Annotated in this window: 17 protein-coding genes and 2 pseudogenes; 8 read left to right on the plus strand and 11 right to left on the minus strand. The window is 52.5% G+C overall.

What is annotated here, in order from left to right; genetic code table 11:
• The first annotated feature begins 227 nt into the window (after nt 1-227).
• Nucleotides 228-1,631 (plus strand): ISNCY-like element ISKpn21 family transposase, encoded by a 1,404-nt coding sequence (locus BHE81_RS06140; RefSeq protein ID WP_001567368.1) that lies wholly within the window; start codon nt 228-230, stop codon nt 1,629-1,631.
• A gap of 28 nt (nt 1,632-1,659) precedes the next feature.
• Here BHE81_RS06140 and BHE81_RS06145 read toward each other — a convergent pair whose 3' ends face one another.
• Complete coding sequence (locus BHE81_RS06145; protein WP_149888832.1) at nt 1,660-2,292, minus strand: DUF6904 family protein; 633 nt, start codon at nt 2,290-2,292, stop codon at nt 1,660-1,662.
• A 218-nt stretch (nt 2,293-2,510) separates the two neighbouring features.
• Between BHE81_RS06145 and BHE81_RS06150 the strand changes: the two are divergent.
• The 4 genes and pseudogenes from BHE81_RS06150 to BHE81_RS06165 all read left to right on the plus strand — a co-directional run bounded on the left by BHE81_RS06150 (nt 2,511) and on the right by BHE81_RS06165 (nt 5,748).
• Nucleotides 2,511-3,376, plus strand: a pseudogene (locus BHE81_RS06150) (helix-turn-helix domain-containing protein).
• Nucleotides 3,377-3,568: 192 nt separating this feature from the next.
• Nucleotides 3,569-4,120, plus strand: coding sequence for a GNAT family N-acetyltransferase (locus BHE81_RS06155; protein ID WP_016831605.1), 552 nt, complete (start codon nt 3,569-3,571; stop codon nt 4,118-4,120).
• Nucleotides 4,121-4,351: 231 nt separating this feature from the next.
• Nucleotides 4,352-4,465, plus strand: a pseudogene (locus BHE81_RS28610) (DNA mismatch repair protein MutT); the annotation flags it as partial.
• A 245-nt stretch (nt 4,466-4,710) separates the two neighbouring features.
• Nucleotides 4,711-5,748, plus strand: a complete 1,038-nt coding sequence (locus tag BHE81_RS06165; protein ID WP_023280077.1) for an aldo/keto reductase — start codon at nt 4,711-4,713, stop codon at nt 5,746-5,748.
• Between the two features lie 51 nt (nt 5,749-5,799).
• Here BHE81_RS06165 and BHE81_RS06170 read toward each other — a convergent pair whose 3' ends face one another.
• From BHE81_RS06170 to BHE81_RS06180, 3 genes are all read right to left on the minus strand, one after another.
• Entirely contained in the window at nt 5,800-6,744 is a 945-nt protein-coding gene (locus BHE81_RS06170; protein WP_023280078.1) for an SMP-30/gluconolactonase/LRE family protein, read from the minus strand.
• Between the two features lie 65 nt (nt 6,745-6,809).
• Entirely contained in the window at nt 6,810-7,991 is a 1,182-nt protein-coding gene (locus tag BHE81_RS06175; RefSeq protein ID WP_004891956.1) for an aldo/keto reductase, read from the minus strand.
• 46 nt (nt 7,992-8,037) lie between these two features.
• Nucleotides 8,038-9,024 carry an aldo/keto reductase gene (locus BHE81_RS06180; protein ID WP_023286444.1) on the minus strand — a complete coding sequence of 329 codons (987 nt, stop codon included), beginning with the start codon at nt 9,022-9,024 and terminating at the stop codon, nt 8,038-8,040.
• Nucleotides 9,025-9,240: 216 nt separating this feature from the next.
• Between BHE81_RS06180 and BHE81_RS06185 the strand changes: the two genes are divergently transcribed.
• On the plus strand, nt 9,241-10,149 hold the full coding sequence (locus tag BHE81_RS06185) for a LysR family transcriptional regulator (protein WP_002904893.1): 909 nt from the start codon (nt 9,241-9,243) through the stop codon (nt 10,147-10,149).
• 181 nt (nt 10,150-10,330) lie between these two features.
• Here the strand turns inward: BHE81_RS06185 and BHE81_RS06190 are convergent, their stop codons facing one another.
• The 4 genes from BHE81_RS06190 to pgtC all read right to left on the minus strand — a co-directional run bounded on the left by BHE81_RS06190 (nt 10,331) and on the right by pgtC (nt 15,443).
• The gene (locus BHE81_RS06190) at nt 10,331-10,849 is read right to left on the minus strand and encodes a GrpB family protein (RefSeq protein WP_004176166.1); all 519 of its coding nucleotides are present in this window, start codon (nt 10,847-10,849) and stop codon (nt 10,331-10,333) included.
• A gap of 127 nt (nt 10,850-10,976) precedes the next feature.
• Nucleotides 10,977-12,227: a two-component system response regulator PgtA gene (gene pgtA / locus BHE81_RS06195; RefSeq protein ID WP_004176165.1), complete on the minus strand. Its 1,251-nt coding sequence runs from the start codon at nt 12,225-12,227 to the stop codon at nt 10,977-10,979.
• Nucleotides 12,217-14,211, minus strand: coding sequence for a two-component system sensor histidine kinase PgtB (gene pgtB, locus BHE81_RS06200; protein WP_021440137.1), 1,995 nt, complete (start codon nt 14,209-14,211; stop codon nt 12,217-12,219). The genes pgtA and pgtB overlap by 11 nt, the downstream gene beginning before the upstream one ends.
• An 11-nt stretch (nt 14,212-14,222) precedes the next feature.
• Nucleotides 14,223-15,443, minus strand: a complete 1,221-nt coding sequence (gene pgtC / locus BHE81_RS06205) for a phosphoglycerate transport regulator PgtC (RefSeq protein ID WP_023286446.1) — start codon at nt 15,441-15,443, stop codon at nt 14,223-14,225.
• A 405-nt stretch (nt 15,444-15,848) separates the two neighbouring features.
• Between pgtC and pgtP the strand changes: the two genes are divergently transcribed.
• The gene (gene pgtP, locus BHE81_RS06210) at nt 15,849-17,240 is read left to right on the plus strand and encodes a phosphoglycerate transporter PgtP (RefSeq protein ID WP_004184088.1); all 1,392 of its coding nucleotides are present in this window, start codon (nt 15,849-15,851) and stop codon (nt 17,238-17,240) included.
• 136 nt (nt 17,241-17,376) lie between these two features.
• On the opposite strand, the gene lysM is transcribed toward pgtP, so the two are convergent.
• Nucleotides 17,377-17,826, minus strand: a complete 450-nt coding sequence (lysM, locus tag BHE81_RS06215) for a peptidoglycan-binding protein LysM (RefSeq protein WP_004184091.1) — start codon at nt 17,824-17,826, stop codon at nt 17,377-17,379.
• Nucleotides 17,827-18,280: 454 nt separating this feature from the next.
• Here lysM and BHE81_RS06220 point away from each other — a divergent pair, with 454 nt between their 5' ends.
• Nucleotides 18,281-19,153: an alpha/beta fold hydrolase gene (locus tag BHE81_RS06220; RefSeq protein WP_004151646.1), complete on the plus strand. Its 873-nt coding sequence runs from the start codon at nt 18,281-18,283 to the stop codon at nt 19,151-19,153.
• Between the two features lie 52 nt (nt 19,154-19,205).
• Here BHE81_RS06220 and BHE81_RS06225 read toward each other — a convergent pair whose 3' ends face one another.
• Together BHE81_RS06225 and BHE81_RS06230 are read right to left on the minus strand one after the other, a co-directional pair.
• Entirely contained in the window at nt 19,206-19,850 is a 645-nt protein-coding gene (locus BHE81_RS06225) for a TenA family protein (protein ID WP_002904912.1), read from the minus strand.
• Nucleotides 19,850-20,695, minus strand: coding sequence for a BtpA/SgcQ family protein (locus tag BHE81_RS06230; protein ID WP_002904914.1), 846 nt, complete (start codon nt 20,693-20,695; stop codon nt 19,850-19,852). The genes BHE81_RS06225 and BHE81_RS06230 overlap by 1 nt, the downstream gene beginning before the upstream one ends.

Below are 20,695 nucleotides of genomic sequence, written 5' to 3' on the forward strand. Positions count from 1 at the left end.
ATAGCGCAGCATTCACGTGCATGAAAGGAATGACGGTCATAGTGTTGATGTGGGAAGAGGCAGCTATCAAAGATGACATTATTGAGTACGACATTGCATTTAACATAATATACATTATGCGCACTCATGTTGTAATGGCTCAATAGTAATGTCCGCCTGTGGCTCAATTCAGATGTCCGCGCTATGGTAAGCTTCACTGGTCCGTTTAAACTACCGGGAGGCATATCATGAGCGCAGAAAGCTCAGGAGTGTTTACTTTGAAAGAGATCAACCGGATCAAGATTATACAGGACGTCATTGAACGTCGCATCACAACGCGCCGTGCGGCCGAGCACCTCGGTATCAGCGACAGGCAATGCCGCAGACTTCTTGCCCGTTACCGTGAAGGCGGACCGCTTGGTATGGCCAGCAGACGATGTGGCATGCGTGGTAACCGCCAGTTGCCACCCGGGCTCGCAGATCAGGCTCTGGAACTGATCAAGACGCGTTATGCTGATTTCGGTCCGACTCTGGCGCGTGAAAAGCTCGAAGAACTCCACGGACTGTTTCTTGGCAAAGAAACTGTCCGGCGCATCATGGTGCGGGCTGGCTTATGGGTTCCCCGTAAACAACGTGCCGCAAGGATCCCTCAACCACGGTACCGGCGTCCGTGTACTGGTGAGCTGATACAAATAGATGGCTGTGATCACGACTGGTTTGAAGGCCGTGGCCCGGCCTGCACCGCGCTGGTCTATGTTGATGATGCAACCAGCAAACTGATGGAACTGTTGTTTGTTAAATCGGAGTCCACGTTTTCTTACTTCGAAGCCACGCGGCGCTATATCGATAAGCATGGTAAACCGCTGGCACTGTACAGCGATAAAGCCGGTGTTTTTCGTGTTAACAATAAACACGCCACAGGCGGAGACGGGCATACTCAGTTTGGGCGAGCCATGCATGAACTGAACATCCAGACTATCTGTGCAGAAACCAGTCCCGCCAAAGGGCGTGTAGAACGAGCTCACCTCACTTTACAGGATCGTCTGGTCAAAGAGCTGCGGTTACAGGGCATTTGTTCAATGGAGGCTGCAAATGACTTCGCTGAGGCCTATATGGCTGACTATAACCGCCGTTTTGGCAAAGTACCGCGACATGATTTTGACGTACACCGTGCTGTAGAACATGATGAGGACCTGGGGCTTATTTTCACTGTTCGTGAAAAACGTAAAGTCTCAAAATCGTTGACGATACAATATGATAAAATGTTGTACCTGATTGAAGACAGCGAACTGAGTCGCCGTGCAATAGGTAAATATATCGATGTGTATCACTATCCTGATGGCAGAAAAGAGCTGCGCCTGAACGGTACGCTACTTCCCTACTCTACCTACGACCGACTGTCAGAAATCGACCAGGGCGCGATTGTCGATAACAAGCGTCTTGGCCGAACCCTGGAGTTTATCAGTCTGGTGCAGAGCAAGCGGGATAACACGCGCTCTCAGTCAATTCCCGCTGGAGATGGCCCTTCCCGACGACGGCCAAAGCAGGAAGGGAAGAAATCCCAGCGCTCACTGGATAATGATGACATGCTCGAAGCACTCAAACAGCTTCAGTCACGTTCAGAGGACATTTTTGGTAAAAGAGCCCGCTGATGGTACTCACTGGCCGGACAGTGGTTGCTCACCAGTTGATATTGTCCGGCCAGACCCATGATGTATTATTCATTTCGTTCAGCATCTTTATGTCCTGCTTTTCACGGGCATACTTACCCCATAATGAATGAAAAGAACGAACAATACTGATTAACTGCTTTTTTCTTTGCTCCGGAGATAGGCTGATAAAATGGCAGCACCTGCTGTCAATATTATCCTCAATGAAATTAAAATCAGAGTCTGATGCATATTTTACTGTTAGCATAATATCATTCGACGTTGTTCTCTCAGACTCTGTTAATGCTGATTCTATCAGGTATTCAAAGGCATACATGACAGACAGCTGGTTTTTGTCTGTCTGAATATAACCCATTGAGTTTCTGAGTATTGAGGACTGTACCAGGACCAGAGGCCATAAAAGCTCAACACCATAAAGCTTATATGTATCATGTTGATCATACTGATGTTGCTCAACACGACGATTACCTTCCCGTGCTTTACGAATATCATAGGCAAGGGATAACATAAATCCGTCTTTAACTTTAATCAGTGGGCTTTCATCCACGATGTAATGAATGAGTTCATGTAATTCATTCAGGGCTTCTGAATCTCCCCACAGTATAAAACCTGCATTGTTCGGCGTTAACTCGTATCGAAGCATGGGCTCAATCATCCTGTTGTTTCAGTCGGAGGAAAGTCTATCAGTAAAGAGAATGAGAGATCAAAGTGGTCATTTTAATTGAGCTGGATAACGGACATTTCAATTGAGCCTTGACACATGTTGTAGTAGCTAAATTGAGATGTCCGTCTCTGACCAAATTAGACATGTCCGCGCTACAGTCTCACCACAGCGATCACTGCTTTCAAAGGATGAGACTCATGACGGCATACGGAACGGAGTTTTTCTCAATGAGAGATGTAAACCGACTCAGGATCCTTCAGGATGTCATCGACCGCAACCTGCGTCCTGGTCTGGCAGCCGAAATGCTCGGTATCACGCCGCGCCATTGCAGCCGCCTGCTGAAACGTTATCGTCAGTCCGGGCCACTGGGCATGAATAACCAGAGTCGTGGTCGCACCGGAAATCGCCTGCTTTCCGCATCATTGACTGATCAGGCCCTGAATATCATCCGTGAACGCTATGCCGATTTTGGCCCCACACTGACGTGGGAAAAGCTCGCTGAAAATCACGGTTTACTGATGAGTTTATGACCGCTTATAACCGGCGCTTTGGCAAAGCACCCCGGCATGACTTTGATGTTCACCGGCCACTTGAAACTGATGATGATCTGACCGCATTTTTCACATGGCGGGAACCGCGCCGTGTTTCAAAATCCCTGACGGTGCAGTATGACAAAGTGCTCTATCTGATTGAAGACAATGAGTTAAGCCGAAGGGCTATTGGCAAGTACATTGAGGTATGGCATTACCCGGATGGCCGGAAAGAGCTCCGGCTAAACGGGGTTGTCCTTCCCTACTCCACCTATGATCGCCTTCAGGAAATCGACCAGGGGGCTATCGTGGACAACAAGCGCCTCGGGCGTACACTTGAATTTATCAAACTGGTACAGGACAAACGCGACAATAACCGGTCACAGGCTCTCCCTGCCGGAGATGGCCCCTCGCGCCGACGCAGGAAACCCACAGAGAAGAAATCCCAGCGATCTCTGGACGAAGACGATATGCTCAATGCGCTGAAGACATTACAATCACGTTCTGACGAGATTTTCGGTACAAGGAAATGACATGGAGATGATGGCAGACATAATCCCATCTTCATAGAGCTGCAATGCAAGAGAGTTTAAGGTCCGCTTTGAGCGAGGAGCGGACATAACGGTCAATCTCGTCACCAGTTACTCCAACGTAAAAGTGTGATTAAATCAAAAGGCTCCATGTTAATAAAGCATAGTGATGGCATGATACATTAGGGGATAAAATTGCTAGTTCAAACTAATCGATTGTACCTTCGGCCTGTAATCTCATCAGACTTAAACGATCTATTCAAAATTTATGGTGATCCCGCTACGAACACTTTTAATCCTGCGGGACCATATCCGAACATTGATCATGCAAAAATGGTTATGAATCGCTGGCTCGACCATTGGCAAACTCATAGTTTTGGAAACTGGGCAATTTCGCTTCTTACTAATCCTGAAAAAATCATCGGTTTTGGCGGGCTGGGAATTCGTAATTATGACGATATAGTTATCAATAATCTTGGGTATCGCTTATCTACAGAGGCTTGGGGGAAGGGTCTGGCCACAGAATTTGCCATATACGCGATAAAATTTGGATTTGATGTTATTAAATTAACCGAAATTTCGGCTGTTGTTCGAGAGAATCATCTGGCGTCACAGAAAGTGTTACAGAAGTCGGGGTTAAGATATGTCAAAGAGATTCATGATGTTAAAGATGCACCTCCAAGCCTTCTGTATTCAATATCAGTGGATGAGTGGTTAAGAAATTTAGAAGTGAACGCATCCGTTTAAAATCCCCTTTCAGGTCCATTAGAGGATTTAACATACTTATCTAGACAACGTCCGCCTCTGGCACGGAGTGGGCGGATTCGCTGAGCAGAAAGTCCGCTATGAGCGAGAAGCGGACGATAAGCGCAGTTGACGTGGTAAGAAAAGGTATTCTCAATGTGCACTTATAGACTGTAATCTATATTTATTGGAAAATCCGAAATGAGGGTTTAAATTTTATTTAAGAGGGATTACATGCGTACTCGTCCAGCCTCTCGATTGATAGTCCTTTCACCTGAAAATCACGTTCTGCCCTTTAGATTCTGCCATAAAGATGATGCTCTGGAAGGAAAAACATACTGGGCAACGCTTCAATATCTTCTTGCAGCGTGTAGTTCAGGTAAATAACAAACGTTAAGTTGAAAATATAGCAGGGATGTTTGATACGATCACCGATGTTACTTTGTGGGGACTGTACTTCGATTTTAATTCCATTGTCGACTACTTGTGAAAAAAACTCATAACACTATTCAATGGCGCATGCTGGTTCCCTTCATACCAGTGCAATACCCTGTCACATACAGAATTGCTGGCAACAAAAGAAGGAACACCGAATGAAGTATGTGAATCTGGGTCGTAGCGGGTTGAAAGTCTCCCGTCTTTGTCTCGGTTGTATGAGCTATGGCGAACCTGAACGTTTGCCTCAGCCCTGGTCCCTGGATGAAAAGGCGTCAAGACCGCTCATTCGTCAGGCGCTTGAAGCCGGCATTAATTTTTTTGATACCGCGAATATCTACTCGGGCGGTAGTTCAGAAGAAATTACAGGAAAAGCGCTGAGAGAGATGGCCAGACGCGACGAGATCGTTGTGGCGACAAAGACCTTCTTTCCGTGGCGCAACTCACCCAATACCGGGTTTCTTTCCCGCAAGGCCATATTTCAGTCTATTGACGATAGTCTGATGCGCTTAGGTATGGATTACGTGGATCTCTTTCAGATTCACCGCTTTGACTACTCCACGCCAGTTGAAGAGACCATGGAGGCTCTGCATGACCTCGTTAAAGCAGGAAAAGCGCGTTATATCGGCGCATCTTCTATGGAAGCCTGGCGCTTTGCAAAAATGCAGCATACCGCTGAGCGTAACGGTTGGACCCGATTTATCACGATGCAACCGCAATACAACCTGCTTTACCGGGAAGAAGAGCGCGAGATGCTGCCCCTGTGTGAAGACCAGGGCGTTGGGGTGATCCCCTGGAGTCCGATGGCACGCGGCAGGCTCACGCGCGACTGGAGTGTCACGTCCCGACGAACGCAAAACGATGCCTTTGCGTTAAAAATGTATGAGAACGCAGCCCTTCTGGATAAGCCCGTTATTGATGTTGTTGCCAGCATTGCCGAAAAGCACGCTGTGCCAAGAGCTCATGTTGCAATTGCCTGGCTGTTATCAAAATCCGTCATCACAGCACCGATCATTGGCGCAACGAAACCAGAACATCTTTCCACGGCTATCAGCGCGCTGGACTTTTCACTTAGCGATGCCGAAATTACGGAATTGGAAGCTCGCTATCTGCCGCACCCCGTTGACGGGATCATTCCCCCGCTTCCGGATACGCCGCCTTCCCTCACGCCGCCTTCAGCGTTCCAGAACTATTAACACCCTGCCCTGGCCCGGCGTTGCCGGGTCTCCCAGACCACACATTCCCGGTCACTGATGTGAAAAGGGAAACGGTGCCGGCGCGAATGCGCCCGATCGAAAAATCATCGCGCCACCAGGTTCGGTCCCGCTGTTAGCGACAATAAACAACTCGCGATGCCCGGGGCGGATCGCCAGGCTTGTCGATTTAAGGTTACGGCCTTTGTCGCGGTCAGGCAGCACAATTTGCCCAATAGGCAGTCCGTTGCGGTTGAAGACCATGACGCGGCCCTGGCCTGAGATGGACACATATACATTGCCTTCGCTGTCGACACGGGCCCCGTCTGGCGCCGGCCCGGTGAACTGATAGGTAACAACTGAACCAAACGGGGCGATCGTGGTGGCGTCTGACAGTCTTACGCGATGAAGCCTGTTTTTAGCGTGTTCTGTGGCCCATATCTGAGAGCCAGCGGGGTCAATCGCTATGCCGTTCCCGACCGCGAGTCCAGGCAGGATGGCATGAATTGACCCGACATTGGGACTAACGTAGAACACCCCACCCTGTGGATCGGCTGAATTTCCCCGACTGTCAGTGAAATAAAATCCGCCCTGATTATCAAAGACCAGGTCGTTGACAAGAAATCCGGCATCAGTAGCAACAATCATCTGCTCACGAGTGCCGTTGGGTTCGATAGCCCGAACAGAACCTCGCTGCATATCGCCCACCGAGGCGATAAAGATCCGTCCATCTTTGTGTACCGCCAGGCCGGAAGCACCGAACGTATTCTCCTTAAGGACAATGGAAAGCTGCCGCTCCGGGGTTAGCTTAAACACGCGCCCCGTCGCCACATCAACAAACAGCAGGTTATTGTTCCGATCGAACACGATCCCTTCAAGCACGAGCGACGCCTGTGAAACGCTGAAGTACGGCTGGGCCTCCACGGTCTGAAGAGAACGCTCCCAGGGCGGTATGGGGACGGCACTGCATGTAAGCGCGTTATGATTTAGTCCATTCATGTGATTTATCCCCGGCAATAATACAGAGGGAGACTTCACCTGCAGTCTCCCTGTGAGAGCAGGTATTAACTTTTATCAAACTGACTTTCGGTAAACGGATCGGCGCGACCGCCCTGCAATGGGATTTTGGCAAGCGCCGCATCGATTTCGCGTAGCTCGCTGTCCGTCAACCGGACTTGCGGTGCACCGCTGTTTTCTATCAGGTGCGGATATTGCGTCGTACCCGGGATAGGGACAATCCAGGGCCGCTGCGCCATCACCCAGGCCAGCGCGAACTGAACCGGAGTGGTGTTTTTGCGACGGGCCCACGACTGCGCGAATTCAAGCAGCACCATGTTTTTGGCCAGGGCATCGGGCTGGAAGCGTGGCAGGTTATGCCGCCGATCGGTGCTGTCGAACCGCTGGCTTGGATTGACTGCTCCGGCAAGGAAGCTGCGGGCAGTCGGGCAGTAAGGTACGAAACCGATACCCAGCTCTTCGAGCGTTGGAAATATCCGCGTCTCTGGTTCCCGCCACCACATGGCATACTCACTCTGCACTGCAGTCACAGGGAGTACCGCATGTGCGCGGCGGATTGTCCTGGCACTCGCTTCCGACAGTCCCCAGTGTTTCACTTTCCCCTCCTGGATCAGCGCCTTCACGGTTTCCGCCACATCCTCGATCGGCACATTCGGGTCGGGGCGATGCTGATAAAGAAGATCGATGTGGTCCGTTTTCAGACGCTTTAGTGAGCCCTCTACGGCACGGCGGATATGGTCAGGGTGGCTGTTAAGGGAAGTGGGCTTCCCCTCCTCCACGCCGAAGCCGAACTTGGTGGCAATCACCACACGATCGCGAACGGGAGCGAGTGCTTCCCCGACAAATTCTTCACTGAGATGGGGGCCATAGACCTCGGCAGTATCAAAGAACGTGATACCTTGTTCGAAGGCTGCCCGGATAAGCGAAACCATGGCTTTACGATCGCGCGGACCTCCGCCGTAATAACCCACCATCGGCAGGCACCCGAGTCCCATGCTGGACACCTCCAGCGAGCCGAGTTTACGCGTGGTTAAGGTTTCCTTCCGGACGGGAGCAGCATCCGAAGGGGCGTTCGGCGTGTCCTGACCAGCCGGTTTCGCCATCACGGCGCCGCTCCTGCCAAGGGTGGTTGCGGCCAAAGCCAGACCGGCGCCGGCGATCAGAAAATTGCGCCGGTCCCGGGAAGCGGGTACGGCAGCAGAAGGCTGGTCATGCATCATCTTGCTCATAAACTGGAACTCCCTATAACGAAGAAAGGATTCATTAATTTGGTCATTACCAGGCATAAGCCTGGGGCGCTTCTCCCCCGGGGCCGGGCCAGATTTCGTCGAGACAGCTCATGGTGTCGTCTGATAGCGTGACTGTCGTTGCGTGAAGCGCCTGCTGGAGTTGTTCGACCGTACGAGGCCCAATCAGTGGAGCGGTAACGACAGGATTCTGCAGGAGCCAGGCCAGCGCCACATCGGAGGGGGTTTCGCCGAGGTCCTCACATAATCCTTCATAGGCTTCCAGCTGCGGACGATACTGTTTGATTAGACGGGCAAACGCGGGCCTTGCACGGCGCCCGCTTGCCATCTTTTTCAGTACGCCGCCAAGCAGCCCTCCGGCAAGCGGGCTCCAGGGGATCAACCCCAGGCCAAAATGGCGGCATGCGGGAATGACCTCCAGCTCAATGGTGCGGGCTGTCAGATTATAAAGACTTTGCTCGGCGACCAGGCCCAGGAAATGACGGGCCGTGGCGACTGACTGCGCAGTCGCAATGTCCCAGCCCGCGAAATTGCTGCTACCGATATAAAGAACCTTTCCCTGCTGAACAAGCAGTTCCATGGCCTGCCAGATCTCTTCCCACGGCGTATGACGATCGATGTGATGCATCTGATAGACGTCAATATGGTCGGTCTTAAGCCGTCGCAAACTGTCCTCGCAGGCTTTGCGAATATGATACGCAGAAAGCCGGCGATCGTTCGGGCCCGGTCCCATAGGCTGATAGACTTTTGTCGCCAGAACGATGCGTTCACGGCGGCCACCCTGCTGAAGCCAGCGACCAATAATTTCCTCGGACAGCCCCGAGCCTTGCTGGATATCGGGAGATTGTTCAGTGCCATACACGTCTGCTGTATCAATGAAATTGATACCCGCCTCAAGCGCCTCATCCAGAATGCGGGCGCTGGTCTTCTCGTCGGTGACGTCACCAAAATTCATGGTTCCGAGACAAAGGCGGCTGACTTTCAGGCCGGTGCGGCCAAGATGCGTATAGTTCATAAACGGCTCCGTTAGATGAGTGTTCCGCCCTGGCCTACCAGCCAGAGCGCATGATTTTCAAGAATAACGAAGCACAACGTGTACAGTGAGTGGACGTGCATGAATGGACTTGTGAAAAAAATTCAGCAATGGATTAGCCCTAATCGGTCTAAGGTGTATATCATTTCTTCATCAACGCATTCCGGTTTTAACGCCGCATAAGGAAAACTATTCTGTATGCAAATAAGCAGAGCTGATGTTGCCGATCTTATTTATTTCATGGCGATTGCACGTCATCGCAGCTTCAGCCGTGCGGCAATTGAACTAGGTGTCAGTGCATCAGCGCTGAGTCATGCCCTGAAGGGGCTGGAAACCCGGCTCGGGGTTCGCCTGCTTAATCGCACGACCAAGAGCGTCACCCCTACGGCAGCTGGTGAGGAACTGGTTCAGTCTGTTCTTCAGCCTTTCGACACCATAGAAGGCGCGCTTGAATCGCTTAACCGGTATCGCAATACCCCTACCGGTCGTATCCGCATCAATGCAGCCGTTGAAGCGGCAAATCTTTTGCTTGCGCCGGTCATGCCCGCTTTTATGGATCGCTATCCCGATATTGAAATCGATATTGTGGCCAGCAACCGAATGGTTGACGTGACTGATGCGGGCTTCGATGCCGGCATCCGCTACGGTGGCACCGTCCCGGAGGACATGGTTGCCCGGCGTTTATCTGCCGATATTCGCTGGGTTATCGCGGCCTCCCCTGATTACCTGGAACGCTACGGAACGCCTGAACATCCGGATGATTTATTACACCATCGCTGCATCAGCAATCGTCTCGGTGACGATCGGGTTTATCGCTGGGAACTTGCGCGAGACGGCGAAACATACCAAATGACAGTGCCAGGCTCAGTGACGGTCAATCATGCCGAAACGGGTCTGGTGGCCGTATTGGGCGGGGCTGGCCTAATGTATTTTCCGGAGCCTCTTGTTGCACCCTATGTCAAGGATGGACGGCTCCGTCTGGTGCTTACGGAATGGTCCCCACTGGAGGAAGGTTTTCATATCTATTATTCAAGCCGCCGGCAATTGCCGACCGGGCTTCGCCTTCTGATTGAGTTCATACAGGAGGCCAGGCCGCTGGGGTTGTGAAATAGTGCCTCCATACTGAACGATGCGTTATCGGCTTTATCGCCCTGTCGCTTATTCAGAAAGCTCAGTTGCAGGAAGCCGCAGGTAGTCTGCAAGGCGTGCTGTTTGCTAATAATGGAGAAACAAGAGGTAACGCTGTGAAAAATTACAAAAAAAACATGGGTTGTAGTTTATTTGAAGGCTAGCCCAGGTGACCCGCATCAATAAGTGCCATACGAAGATGTTTCTGAATGAAATCCGCTTTATAAATGCTGTATCGGTGGCTGTCATTTTCACATAATAACATCGCGCTTTTTTTCATTAAAGCGTACTGAATGGCTACGTCATTGTGTTTAATAAGGTAATCACGGAATGCCAGGTGTTTTATGATTTGAGCATCCCCGGTGGTAAACGCATGGATATGATGACTACGCTGACTTCCACCTTTTGTAAAGTACCTACGATTTAAAATGCCGTTTTCACCACGCACAGTATATCCTACACCCTCCATTGCCTGATTCAAACTGTCCAGTTCTTCAAGATTAGCAACTTCGATTAATATATCTATTACTGGCTTAGCTGATAATCCAGGCACCGAGGTGCTACCAATATGATGAATCCGGGATATCACTTTACCAAGCGTCATCTGCAACAGAGTACGTTCGTTCTCAAATAAAGTCGGCCACATTTCATCATAATCAACTACAGTCAATATTCGCATGTTCAACAGTCACACCTTTTAAGGAAATTTAAGCAGTCACAATAACATAAATCGCCTCTGCTGACTTGAAGGCATTTATAATCTGTATCTGTCCTCATAATTTTCAACCATCGTCTGACAAGATGCCCTAAACCCCTTTGTAGTGCTCTTTATTCAGACCATACTTCTTCATTCTGAGATAAAGTTTTTTACGCGGTATCAGCAGATACTCCGCCACCTCATTAATACGTCCCTGGTGGATATTCAGCGCTTCGGTGATGATCTGCCGTTCGACGTCCTCAACCCGCTGATCCAGCGGCGTCGGCTCGCCAATGTGCATCAGCGGATTAACCGTTTCTGCGAGTGGTAATACCCCTACTGCAAACAGCTCGGCGGCGTTCGCCAGTTCGCGAACGTTATTTGGCCACACCCGGCGCATCATCCCCTTCAACAGACCAGCATCCACCTCCGGGACGGGATGATTCAGCCGTTGACAGGTTTTTTGCAAATAGTGATGAAACAGCGGCTCGATATCATCAGGTCGCTTTGACAGAGGCTGGCAGCCAATTTGCGTCATCGCGAAGCAGTAATAGAGTTCCGCCACTATCTGGCTGCTGGCGGCCAACTCCACCAGCGAAGCGCTACCGATACCAATCAGGCGAAAAGGCCGCTTCTCATGACTCTGCAGCTGTACCAGCTGATGCTGTTGCTCGTGAGTCAGATGCTCGGGGTGACTTAAGACTAGCGTCCCGCCCTGGGCCTGGGCGATCAGTTCATTAAGCGTATGGGCGTTAGCCGGAGTCAGCTCGCAGGCGATAAACGGACCTTCAGCGTGCCGTCCTAACTGGTGCAGGTAACGCGCGCCGGTCATGCGGCCGGTTCCCGGCTCGCCGTAAAGCCATACCGCAATATCCGTTTCTGCCAGCTGCTGAAGGCGCTGGCGATACCGAACCGTCCATTGGCTGCGGCCAATAAGCTCAACCTGTAATTTTTGCTGACAATACTGGCGACGGGCGATAACCGATTGCCTCTGACGCAGCGCGGCGTCCACCAGCGTGAGCAGCTTGCCCGGATCGATCGGCTTTTGCAGGAAATCCCAGGCCCCTTTTTTCACCGCCTCCACCGCCATCGGCACATCGCCGTGACCGGTGATAAGCAGAATCGGCAGCAGATCGTCATCCTGATGAAACACTGTCATTAAATCGATACCGGAGCAGCCGGGCATGCAGACATCGCTTAAAACGATGCCGGGCCAGTCCTTCGGCACCTGCTCCCGCGCATCAAACGGATTATTACAGGCACTGACATGATACCCCGCTTGCTCAAGCAGCTGCGTATAGGCATCCAGCACATCGGCATCATCGTCAATCAGCAGAATCGAACAGTTATTACTCAACATCTTTTACATCCGTCAAATTGAATTCCAGCACCACGCAGGCACTGCGTGTAAACGTCGACGCCAGGCGCAACGCCCCTTCCATTTGCGTCATCAGCGAAACACATATCGAAAGCCCTATTCCGAGCCCCACGGTTTTACTGGTAGTGAACGGCTTTAACAGCGAAGGGAGTAAGGCCGCAGGCCAGCCAGGGCCGTTATCGGCAATCAACACGCACAGCCTTCCGCCCTGGATTTGCCAGCTCACGGTGATTTGCGCGGCGTGCGGGCAGGCGTCGAGGGCATTGGACAGCACGTTCACCAGCACCTGATGGACGCGCACTTCGTCCCCCAGGATCCAGACAGTGTCATCCGGTATCACCAGCGTCCCCTGCTGAGGCTTATGACGCATCTCCAGCAGTTCCCACGCCACGGTAAACGTCTGACGCAAATCGACCGGATGCAGCGGCGTTTCCAGTTCTGCGCGGCGGGTAAACTGGCGCAGGGAGCGGATAATCGCGTCAATGCGGTTGATCAGCCCTTCTGCTTTGCTTAACGTCGTCCGCGCCTGCTCCGCCTGTCCCTGTTCGATCGCCCTTCCCGCCGTAAAAAGATACATCGACAGCGCGTTCAGCGGCTGATTAATCTCATGCGCCAGGGTGGTCATCGTCTGCCCCACCACCGCCAGTTTAGCGGTCTGGATCAGCTCGTCCTGCGTGGCGCGCAGATCGGCCTCAATCGCTTTTCGCTCGCCAATCTCCTGTTCCAGCTGCTGTTTTTGCGCATTAAGCTGACCCAGGGTATGACGAAGCAAACCGGCAATACGTCCCAGCTCGTCGCGCCCGTAAACCGGAATGGTCGCCTCGGTCCGGCCCAGACCAATCTGCACCACCGCCTGATTCAGCGCGGTAAAGCGTTTCACCAGCCGCGAGCGAATAAAATAATGGTTCAGCCCCCATGCCAGCAGCAGCGCCAGCAACGTCGCCACCAGGATTAACCCGCCGCTGACCCGGACAATCTGCGCCATACGCTGATTAAACATCTGCATCTGCTGGTGACTGCTGCCAAGCTGGGCTTCCAGCAGCGTTCTGAAGCGCCCCAGCGTCGCTTCTCTGGACCGGCTGGCTTCCACGAGCGCTTTTTGCGCGCTAACATAGTCGCGCATGGTATCCGGCATATTATTTTTCACCATGCCAATTTCCAGCAGCTCATCAATCGTTTGTCGCAGGGTAATGGTGCTCGGCCAGTCATCCAGCGCACGGATATTTTCATCCGCCGTTTTTTTCAGGTTTTCAAGATAGCGGATATGCGTCTCCACCAGCATGCCGTCATCATTCCCGGATTTCAGTTCATTGAGCCTGTCGCGCAGGTCGTCAACGATCTGATTTTCAATACGAGCCAGGGTATAGACCTGCTGCTGTTCATTCTGCACTTCCCGGGCGCGTTTCAGATACTGCCTCGCATCCCCCTGTCGGGCTTCAATCTGATCGAGCAGCGTTCCCTGTTGCCAGGTAAAATCCTGCACCAGCGAATTTAGCTCGGTGGTGAAATCATCGTGCAGCCAGTCGATCCGCGCCGCAAGCTCTCCCACCTTTTCACGAACCAGAAACATGTTGTAGAGCACGCGATCCAGTTCCGCCAGCAGCGCGCGGCTGTCCTGCAATATCACCCCCAACTGCTGGCGTTCTGCCGGCGACAACCCCTGACTTAGCCGTTCTATTTTGTCCAGATGCTGGATAATCTGGTTGCGCAGCTGCAGTCGTACCGTGGTATTTGGCGCCAGCAGAAATTCATTGAGCTGATCGACCACCAGGTTGAGATTCCCTTCAATCAGAAAAGCCGCATGGATGCGCGGAAAATACTCATCCAGCGAATAGCGGATCTGCGAACTTTGTTCATGCCAGGAATAGAGGCTTACGCTGCTGACAATCAGCGTAAGCAGCGCCCCCGTCAGAAATGCCCCGCGCAGACTGCTACTGATACTGATTTGCCGCAGGCGTTGCAGCATGGACCTGTCCGTCATTTCAGTTCTTCCAGTTTAGTAATCGCCTGTCGCTGGTTGTTGAGAAACCAGAGCTGCCACTCCATCATCTGCTGTTCCGCAAAACTTTTGTTGTCGAACTGAGCCAGCCAGGCTTCATCCTCACTGCTGGCCGGATCCACCGGGACACGGGTGAGCAGCGCCCGTATCTCGGGCAGCGGACGCTTAAGACGGACCTCCGCGCTATGCAGCGCTCGCCAGGCGTCTTTGAGCTGGGCAAGACGAAAGCTAATCGCCGTATCAAACATCCGCTGAACCAAACGCTGACGTTTGAGGATCAATCGATAGTTTAATGGCGGTTGATTCATCAGCATCGCCTGCTGCGCCGCCCGTGGATTGCCTGGCGCCAGCGGTGTTACCGAATACTTCCCGGTATTAGCGTCGGCGAGGATCGTCTGGCCCTCCGGACTTAACAGATAGCGAATAAACCGCCGCGCTTCGCTGGCGTGCTGGCTGTTTTTAAGCACTGCGACATAGGTCGGCGAAACCGCCGACTGGGGGAAATAGGTAAAAGCCAGGTGCGGATCGTTCAGCAGCAGATTGGCGTAATTATCAATCACCGGACCAGCCACGCCCAGGCCGCTTTTAATCTTATCTGCCACCCCAAAGCTACGGGATGAAATGGTCACGAGGTTTCCCGCCGTCGTCAACAGCGTTTCCCATCCTTTAATCCAGCCTTTTTGTTGCAGCAGCGACTCCACCATCAGATGGTTGGTATCCGAACGCGACGGACTGCTCATCAGAAGCGCCCCCTGATAACGGGGATCGGTCAGGTCATCCCAGTCCGCTGGCGCAGGCAGATGCCGGGTCATCAGCGCTGAGCGATTCATCAGCAAACCGAACCCGGAGATCGCCACGGCCACGGAGGTGGAGCGAATGGATTCCGGCACCAGATGTTGGCTGACTGCCGGCGCACCGCTGAACGGCGCCAGTTTTTGATGCTCCTGAAGATGCTGCAGCAGCATCGGCGACGAAGTCAGGATCAGATCGACATTTTCGGCATTTGCCGTATCAAGCAACTGTTCCAGCGAGGCGCTGGTGCGGTTGAGCGTCCTTATCATCACCGACCCCGGCTCTTTCTGCCAGCGATCGATAATCCACACGGTGGCGCTGGGAGAAAATGTCGTCGCCATCACCAGCTCATTGCCTTGCGCCGCACAGGGTCTCAGCCATGCGGTCAGCAGCAGCAGCGCGAGCATTTTGCTCACTATCCTGACCCCACGAAGAAATATGTTTGTGATCCCGTTCATAAATATTGAAATACCGTAAAAACCGCGTTGAGACAAAACTTACCCGTTTATGACATCTGGTGAATTAATCGCCGCGAGCGGAAAAATAGTCAAACGGGCGTCCGGGAATATCGGGAAAGATTACCAGATAATGATTAGGCAATTTGTTAGTGTCCGCACAAGCCGGACATAAAATCAGCGCAAAATTAATTGCGCAAAATCTCACTCATGCCACATGGGTCAAAAACAACCCGTCCCTGCTTTATTTTGAGTCAATTTTGACTCATTTCGACGATTTGAATTTTTTAGCCGCTTATTTCACCCTTCGGGATAATTACTCCTGATGTTCATATCAATATAAATACAGGTGACGACATGTTATCATTATTAAAAAAAGGCCCGTCGGCGAATAAAGTTCCTGCTGAGAAAATTCAGGCAACCTATGGTCGATACCGTATGCAGGCGCTGCTAAGCGTATTTCTGGGATACCTGGCGTACTATATCGTGCGCAATAACTTCACCTTATCCACGCCCTATCTGAAAGAACAGTTAGACCTCAGCGCCACGCAGATCGGTTTGCTCAGCAGCTGTATGCTCATCGCCTACGGGATCAGTAAAGGCGTAATGAGCAGCCTCGCGGATAAAGCCAGCCCGAAAGTCTTTATGGCCTGTGGCCTGGTGCTGTGCGCCATCGTCAACGTCGGATTAGGATTCAGTACCGCATTCTGGGTCTTCGCTGCGCTGGTTGTCCTGAACGGCCTGTTTCAGGGTATGGGGGTCGGCCCCTCTTTTATTACTATTGCGAACTGGTTCCCGCGCCGTGAGCGTGGCCGCGTAGGGGCGTTCTGGAACATTTCCCATAACGTCGGCGGCGGAATTGTCGCCCCGATCGTCGGCGCCGCATTCGCCATTCTCGGCACCGAGCACTGGCAGAGCGCCAGCTACATTGTACCGGCCTGCGTGGCGGTGGTATTCGCCATTAGCGTACTGGTGCTGGGTAAGGGTTCGCCGCGCGAGGAAGGTCTGCCTTCGCTGGCAGAGATGATGCCGGAAGAGAAAGTGGTGCTGAAGACCAAACACGGCCAGAAAGCGCCGGAGAACATGAGCGCATTTCAGATCTTCTGTACCTACGTACTGCGTAACAAAAACGCCTGGTATGTCTCCTTTGTGGATGTGTTTGTCTATATGGTGCGTTTCGGCATGATCAGCTGGCTGCCAATTTACCTGCTGACGGTGAAACATTTTTCCAAAGAACAAATGAGCGTCGCATTCCTGTTTTTTGAGTGGGCGGCGATTCCGTCTACTCTGCTGGCCGGTTGGCTCTCCGACAAGCTGTTTAAAGGGCGCCGGATGCCGTTAGCTATAATCTGTATGACGCTAATCTTCATCTGTCTGATTGGCTACTGGAAAAGCGAATCTCTGCTGATGGTCACGGTATTCGCGGCGATTGTGGGCTGCCTTATTTATGTCCCGCAGTTTCTGGCCTCGGTCCAAACCATGGAAATCGTCCCCAGCTTTGCCGTCGGTTCAGCCGTGGGTCTGCGCGGATTTATGAGCTATATCTTTGGCGCATCGTTAGGCACCAGCCTGTTCGGCGTAATGGTCGATAAAATGGGCTGGCACGGCGGGTTCTATCTGCTGATGGGCGGGATCGTCTGCTGCATACTCTTCTGCTACCTCTCTCATCGCGGCGCGCTGGAACTTGAGCAACAGCGTAAAATCACCGAGCAGGAAGAGGCCCGACTGGCACTGGCTGACGCACAGTAAGCGCCTGAACCCGGGGGAACAAAGAGCCAGCTTGCTGGCTCTTTTGCCGTTGATAGAGGAATAGATGTCCGCGGCGGCTTCCGACAGCGGTATAAAGCAAGTATTCCTGCCATCACTGATGTTGCTGCTGAGTGGCCTACTTCGCCGGGATAATCAGCACCTGACCCGGATAGATTTTGTCGGGATGGGTCAGCATCGGTTTATTGGCTTCAAAAATGCGTTGATACTCATTGGCCGAGCCATACATCGCTTTTGAGATTGCGCTCAGAGTGTCACCGGATTTGACCGTGTAAAAACGACTTTCCGCCCCGCTTTGCGTCACCTTAACGCCGTCACTGACCTGGCCTACGCCAGTGACATTCCCGACCGCAACCAGAATTTTTTCCTTATCCTCCTGCGAAGCGACATCACCAGTGACCGTTGCTGTGCCATCTTCCGCAACATCAATATTGACCTTTTCGGCGCCAGGCAGATTAAGTCCATCGATATGTTTTTTCAGCTTATCGGCCCGATCTTCTTTACTGTCGCCGGAGACGGCATCCCATATTTTCTCGCCCGCTTCTTTCACAAAATTTAATAATCCCATCTTTCCATACCTCCACGACTGTTACATGAACACATGTTCCTCGGCCCCGTTGACCCAATGTTCGGGATATTGGTTTTGATATCCACCATCGCGACAACTGCTTGAGGCAGCACAAGCTGCCATCAAAGTATAATCAATGAGCGTCAAAGTGCAGGAAATTTGCCATGGCATGGCAGGAAAGTCTGTATTCCGGCAAGGTGACACGAAACTAAAGCGGACATTATCCCCCCTAACACAAGGCACCTGGCGCAGAGGCTGATTGATTGTGAAAGGATATGGGACCTTAAATGGCAGGCTGGGAGTTGGCACCCCGCCTGAGGGCTCCTGATTCTGGTCGCCAATGCTTTCAGGACGTTTTTCTTACTGAGATCGTCTCAAAAACATTCGCTGATTTCTGACGCAGCAGCTACAGTAAATCCAGGTTAAACTGGTATGACCACACAAGGCGAGACTCATGGAATCTGTCATCATCCCCGTAAGCCAGGGCGGCTTTGTCGCCGCCACGCTCTGGCAAAGACACAAAGCCAAAGCATTGGTGATCGTTCACCCGGCGACGGCCGTTGTACAGGGATTTTATAAAGGATTCGCTGAATACCTTTATAAAAGGGGGTTTAGTGTCATTACTTATGATTACCGGGGCACTGGTCTTTCGAAGTCCGGGAGAGTCCGTCACAACAAAAACACCATGTCCGACTGGATCGAGCAGGACGTCGGATGCATCACCGCGTGGGCGAAAGCCCGAGCCCCTGGCCTTACCCTGCTGGCGATTGGGCACAGTATTGGCGGGCATGCCGTGCTGTTATCTTCCGCCTCCACCGACCTGCGAGCCGCCGTCATGGTTGCCTCACACGCAGGCGTGACAAGCACTATCAGCCAAACGAAGGAAAAGCTGCGAGTATGGTGTTTACTGCGCGTTTTGGGGCCGGCACTTTGCCGGCTCTTTGGGTATATGCCAGCCAGACGTCTCGGGCTGGGTGAAGATTTACCGGCTCCGGCGATGCTTCAGTGGGGACGCTGGAGCGCGATGCCTGAATATTTCTATGACGACCCGGAGTGGGATGCGCGTCAGCGGGCAGGAAAGATAACCTTACCTATTCTGGTGTTGGGTTTTGATGACGACCCTTGGGCTAATACAGAAGCCATCTCACGCCTGCTTGCTCCAGCGCAAAACGCAAAAATAGAACGCCGTGAAATACGGCGGGCGGATTACGGACTTTCATCCATTGGTCATATGGGCTTCTTTCGTACCCGGAATGCGGAGAAATTATGGCCCCTCGTCGCACAATGGCTGGAGAGACATTGCCCGGATAAGAGGCGGACGACCTGAGCAATATTTCAGGAGACGCCGCTTCCGGCGCCTCCTGTTCTTCACCTCGCGGCTACTCCTCGTACGCCGCGTGATGGAAATCAATTTCCCACTGCAGCACCTCGCCGTAAAGCGCCGATAACGCCTGCTTTTCGTCTTCACTCAGCGCCATGGCGCAGCGGTCGAGTTCGTTTTTTAGCCAGAGAGCCTGCTGATAAAATTCGTCCTCCGCGTGCATTTCCACCCAGCGTCGTAAATCAGCATCGCTCTGATAATGTTCGCTCGCCCGTCGGCACCAAAAATAGTACATCCATTCCGCACCGAACATCAGGGTCACAATCTGCTCATAGCTGCCCTCGTGGGCGGTCCGCAGCATACCGTCGCGAAAGCGCCGTACCCCGGGCAAATCATCCGGGTACTCAGCGGGATCGATCTGCCGCGCTGACAACACCTGTTCAAACCACGCGATCTGTATATCAACCAGGGCATTCAGCACGCCAATCAGCCAGCGCTGCTGTTGAATACCCGGCGCTTTGCTGACCCCGAGGGCAAAAATCGCGATTGCCGTCGCGACAAAGTTGCCCTCAAACACCAGATAGCGGTTGAAGACGACTGTCGGCAGACGATCCTGTTCGATATCAGTCACAAACGGGTGCTGCTGCATCGCCTGCCACGCCGGTTGATGTTCGCGCAGCAGGCGTTCGCTAAACGCTTCCATTAAGCTTCCTCCAGCGCGGCCTGCGCGACCGACATAAAATGTTTCACCCGGGCCAGCTCAACATCGTTCCACCAGACGCCATCGACCTTCATTGTACTGGCCACAATGACCCCCTGAGTCCGCCCGAGGATCTGCTTCACGTTAGCCGGTGTCACCCCGGAGCCCACCAGGAGCGGTAGTTCCGTCGCCGCGCGGATCTCGTCAATTTCCGCCATCGTGGCGCTATCGCCCGTACGCTGGCCGGTGGCGATCACCGCGTCAGCCTCGAAGAAATCGACATCGCGCGTCAGTTCCTGAATCGAACGATCGGCGACAATGGCATGGCTACCGTGCTTAACGTGGCTATCGGCAAAAACGCGAATATGTTCAGCGCGCAGCATACTGCGGTAGCGCAGCGTCTTAGCGGCCGCCCCTTCTATAAATCCTTCGTTGGCGATATAGGCGTTGGCCCACTGGTTGACGCGGACGAAATCGGCGCCTCCCGCCAGGGCGATCGCCATTGCCGGGATCGCCGCGTTAGCCAGAACGTTAATGCCCAGCGGCACAGCAAAACGTTCACGAACTTTCTCGGTAATGACCGCCATCAGCGCTGAGGTTTCATGGCCGATATCCTCAGGTTTAGAGAAAGGAATATCGCCATGATTTTCAATAATCAGACCATGAACACCGCCTGAAATATAATTTTCAGCATCGCGAAGCGCACGTTCAACAATATCCGAGACTGATTTTCCTCGATATTTTGGCGAGCCAGGAAATGGGTCGCAATGAATAACACCAATAACAGCCTTGCTTCGTGAAAAAATAGCTTGTATTGCATTCGTTTTTTCTGCTGAGATAGCAACCAT

The organism is Klebsiella sp. AqSCr, assembly GCF_008452795.1.
GTDB classification, from domain to species: Bacteria; Pseudomonadota; Gammaproteobacteria; order Enterobacterales; family Enterobacteriaceae; genus Klebsiella; species Klebsiella pneumoniae.

What these genes read in the sequence shown, in the direction of transcription:
- BHE81_RS06140 (WP_001567368.1), top strand. Translation starts at nt 228, where the DNA reads ATGAGCGCAGAAAGCTCAGGAGTGTTTACTTTGAAAGAGATCAACCGG.
- BHE81_RS06145 (WP_149888832.1), bottom strand. Translation starts at nt 2,292, where the DNA reads ATGCTTCGATACGAGTTAACGCCGAACAATGCAGGTTTTATACTGTGG.
- BHE81_RS06165 (WP_023280077.1), top strand. Translation starts at nt 4,711, where the DNA reads ATGAAGTATGTGAATCTGGGTCGTAGCGGGTTGAAAGTCTCCCGTCTT.
- BHE81_RS06170 (WP_023280078.1), bottom strand. Translation starts at nt 6,744, where the DNA reads ATGAATGGACTAAATCATAACGCGCTTACATGCAGTGCCGTCCCCATA.
- BHE81_RS06175 (WP_004891956.1), bottom strand. Translation starts at nt 7,991, where the DNA reads ATGAGCAAGATGATGCATGACCAGCCTTCTGCTGCCGTACCCGCTTCC.
- BHE81_RS06180 (WP_023286444.1), bottom strand. Translation starts at nt 9,024, where the DNA reads ATGAACTATACGCATCTTGGCCGCACCGGCCTGAAAGTCAGCCGCCTT.
- BHE81_RS06185 (WP_002904893.1), top strand. Translation starts at nt 9,241, where the DNA reads ATGCAAATAAGCAGAGCTGATGTTGCCGATCTTATTTATTTCATGGCG.
- BHE81_RS06190 (WP_004176166.1), bottom strand. Translation starts at nt 10,849, where the DNA reads ATGCGAATATTGACTGTAGTTGATTATGATGAAATGTGGCCGACTTTA.
- pgtA (WP_004176165.1), bottom strand. Translation starts at nt 12,227, where the DNA reads ATGTTGAGTAATAACTGTTCGATTCTGCTGATTGACGATGATGCCGAT.
- pgtB (WP_021440137.1), bottom strand. Translation starts at nt 14,211, where the DNA reads ATGCTGCAACGCCTGCGGCAAATCAGTATCAGTAGCAGTCTGCGCGGG.
- pgtC (WP_023286446.1), bottom strand. Translation starts at nt 15,443, where the DNA reads ATGCTCGCGCTGCTGCTGCTGACCGCATGGCTGAGACCCTGTGCGGCG.
- pgtP (WP_004184088.1), top strand. Translation starts at nt 15,849, where the DNA reads ATGTTATCATTATTAAAAAAAGGCCCGTCGGCGAATAAAGTTCCTGCT.
- lysM (WP_004184091.1), bottom strand. Translation starts at nt 17,826, where the DNA reads ATGGGATTATTAAATTTTGTGAAAGAAGCGGGCGAGAAAATATGGGAT.
- BHE81_RS06220 (WP_004151646.1), top strand. Translation starts at nt 18,281, where the DNA reads ATGGAATCTGTCATCATCCCCGTAAGCCAGGGCGGCTTTGTCGCCGCC.
- BHE81_RS06225 (WP_002904912.1), bottom strand. Translation starts at nt 19,850, where the DNA reads ATGGAAGCGTTTAGCGAACGCCTGCTGCGCGAACATCAACCGGCGTGG.
- BHE81_RS06230 (WP_002904914.1), bottom strand. Translation starts at nt 20,695, where the DNA reads ATGGTTGCTATCTCAGCAGAAAAAACGAATGCAATACAAGCTATTTTT.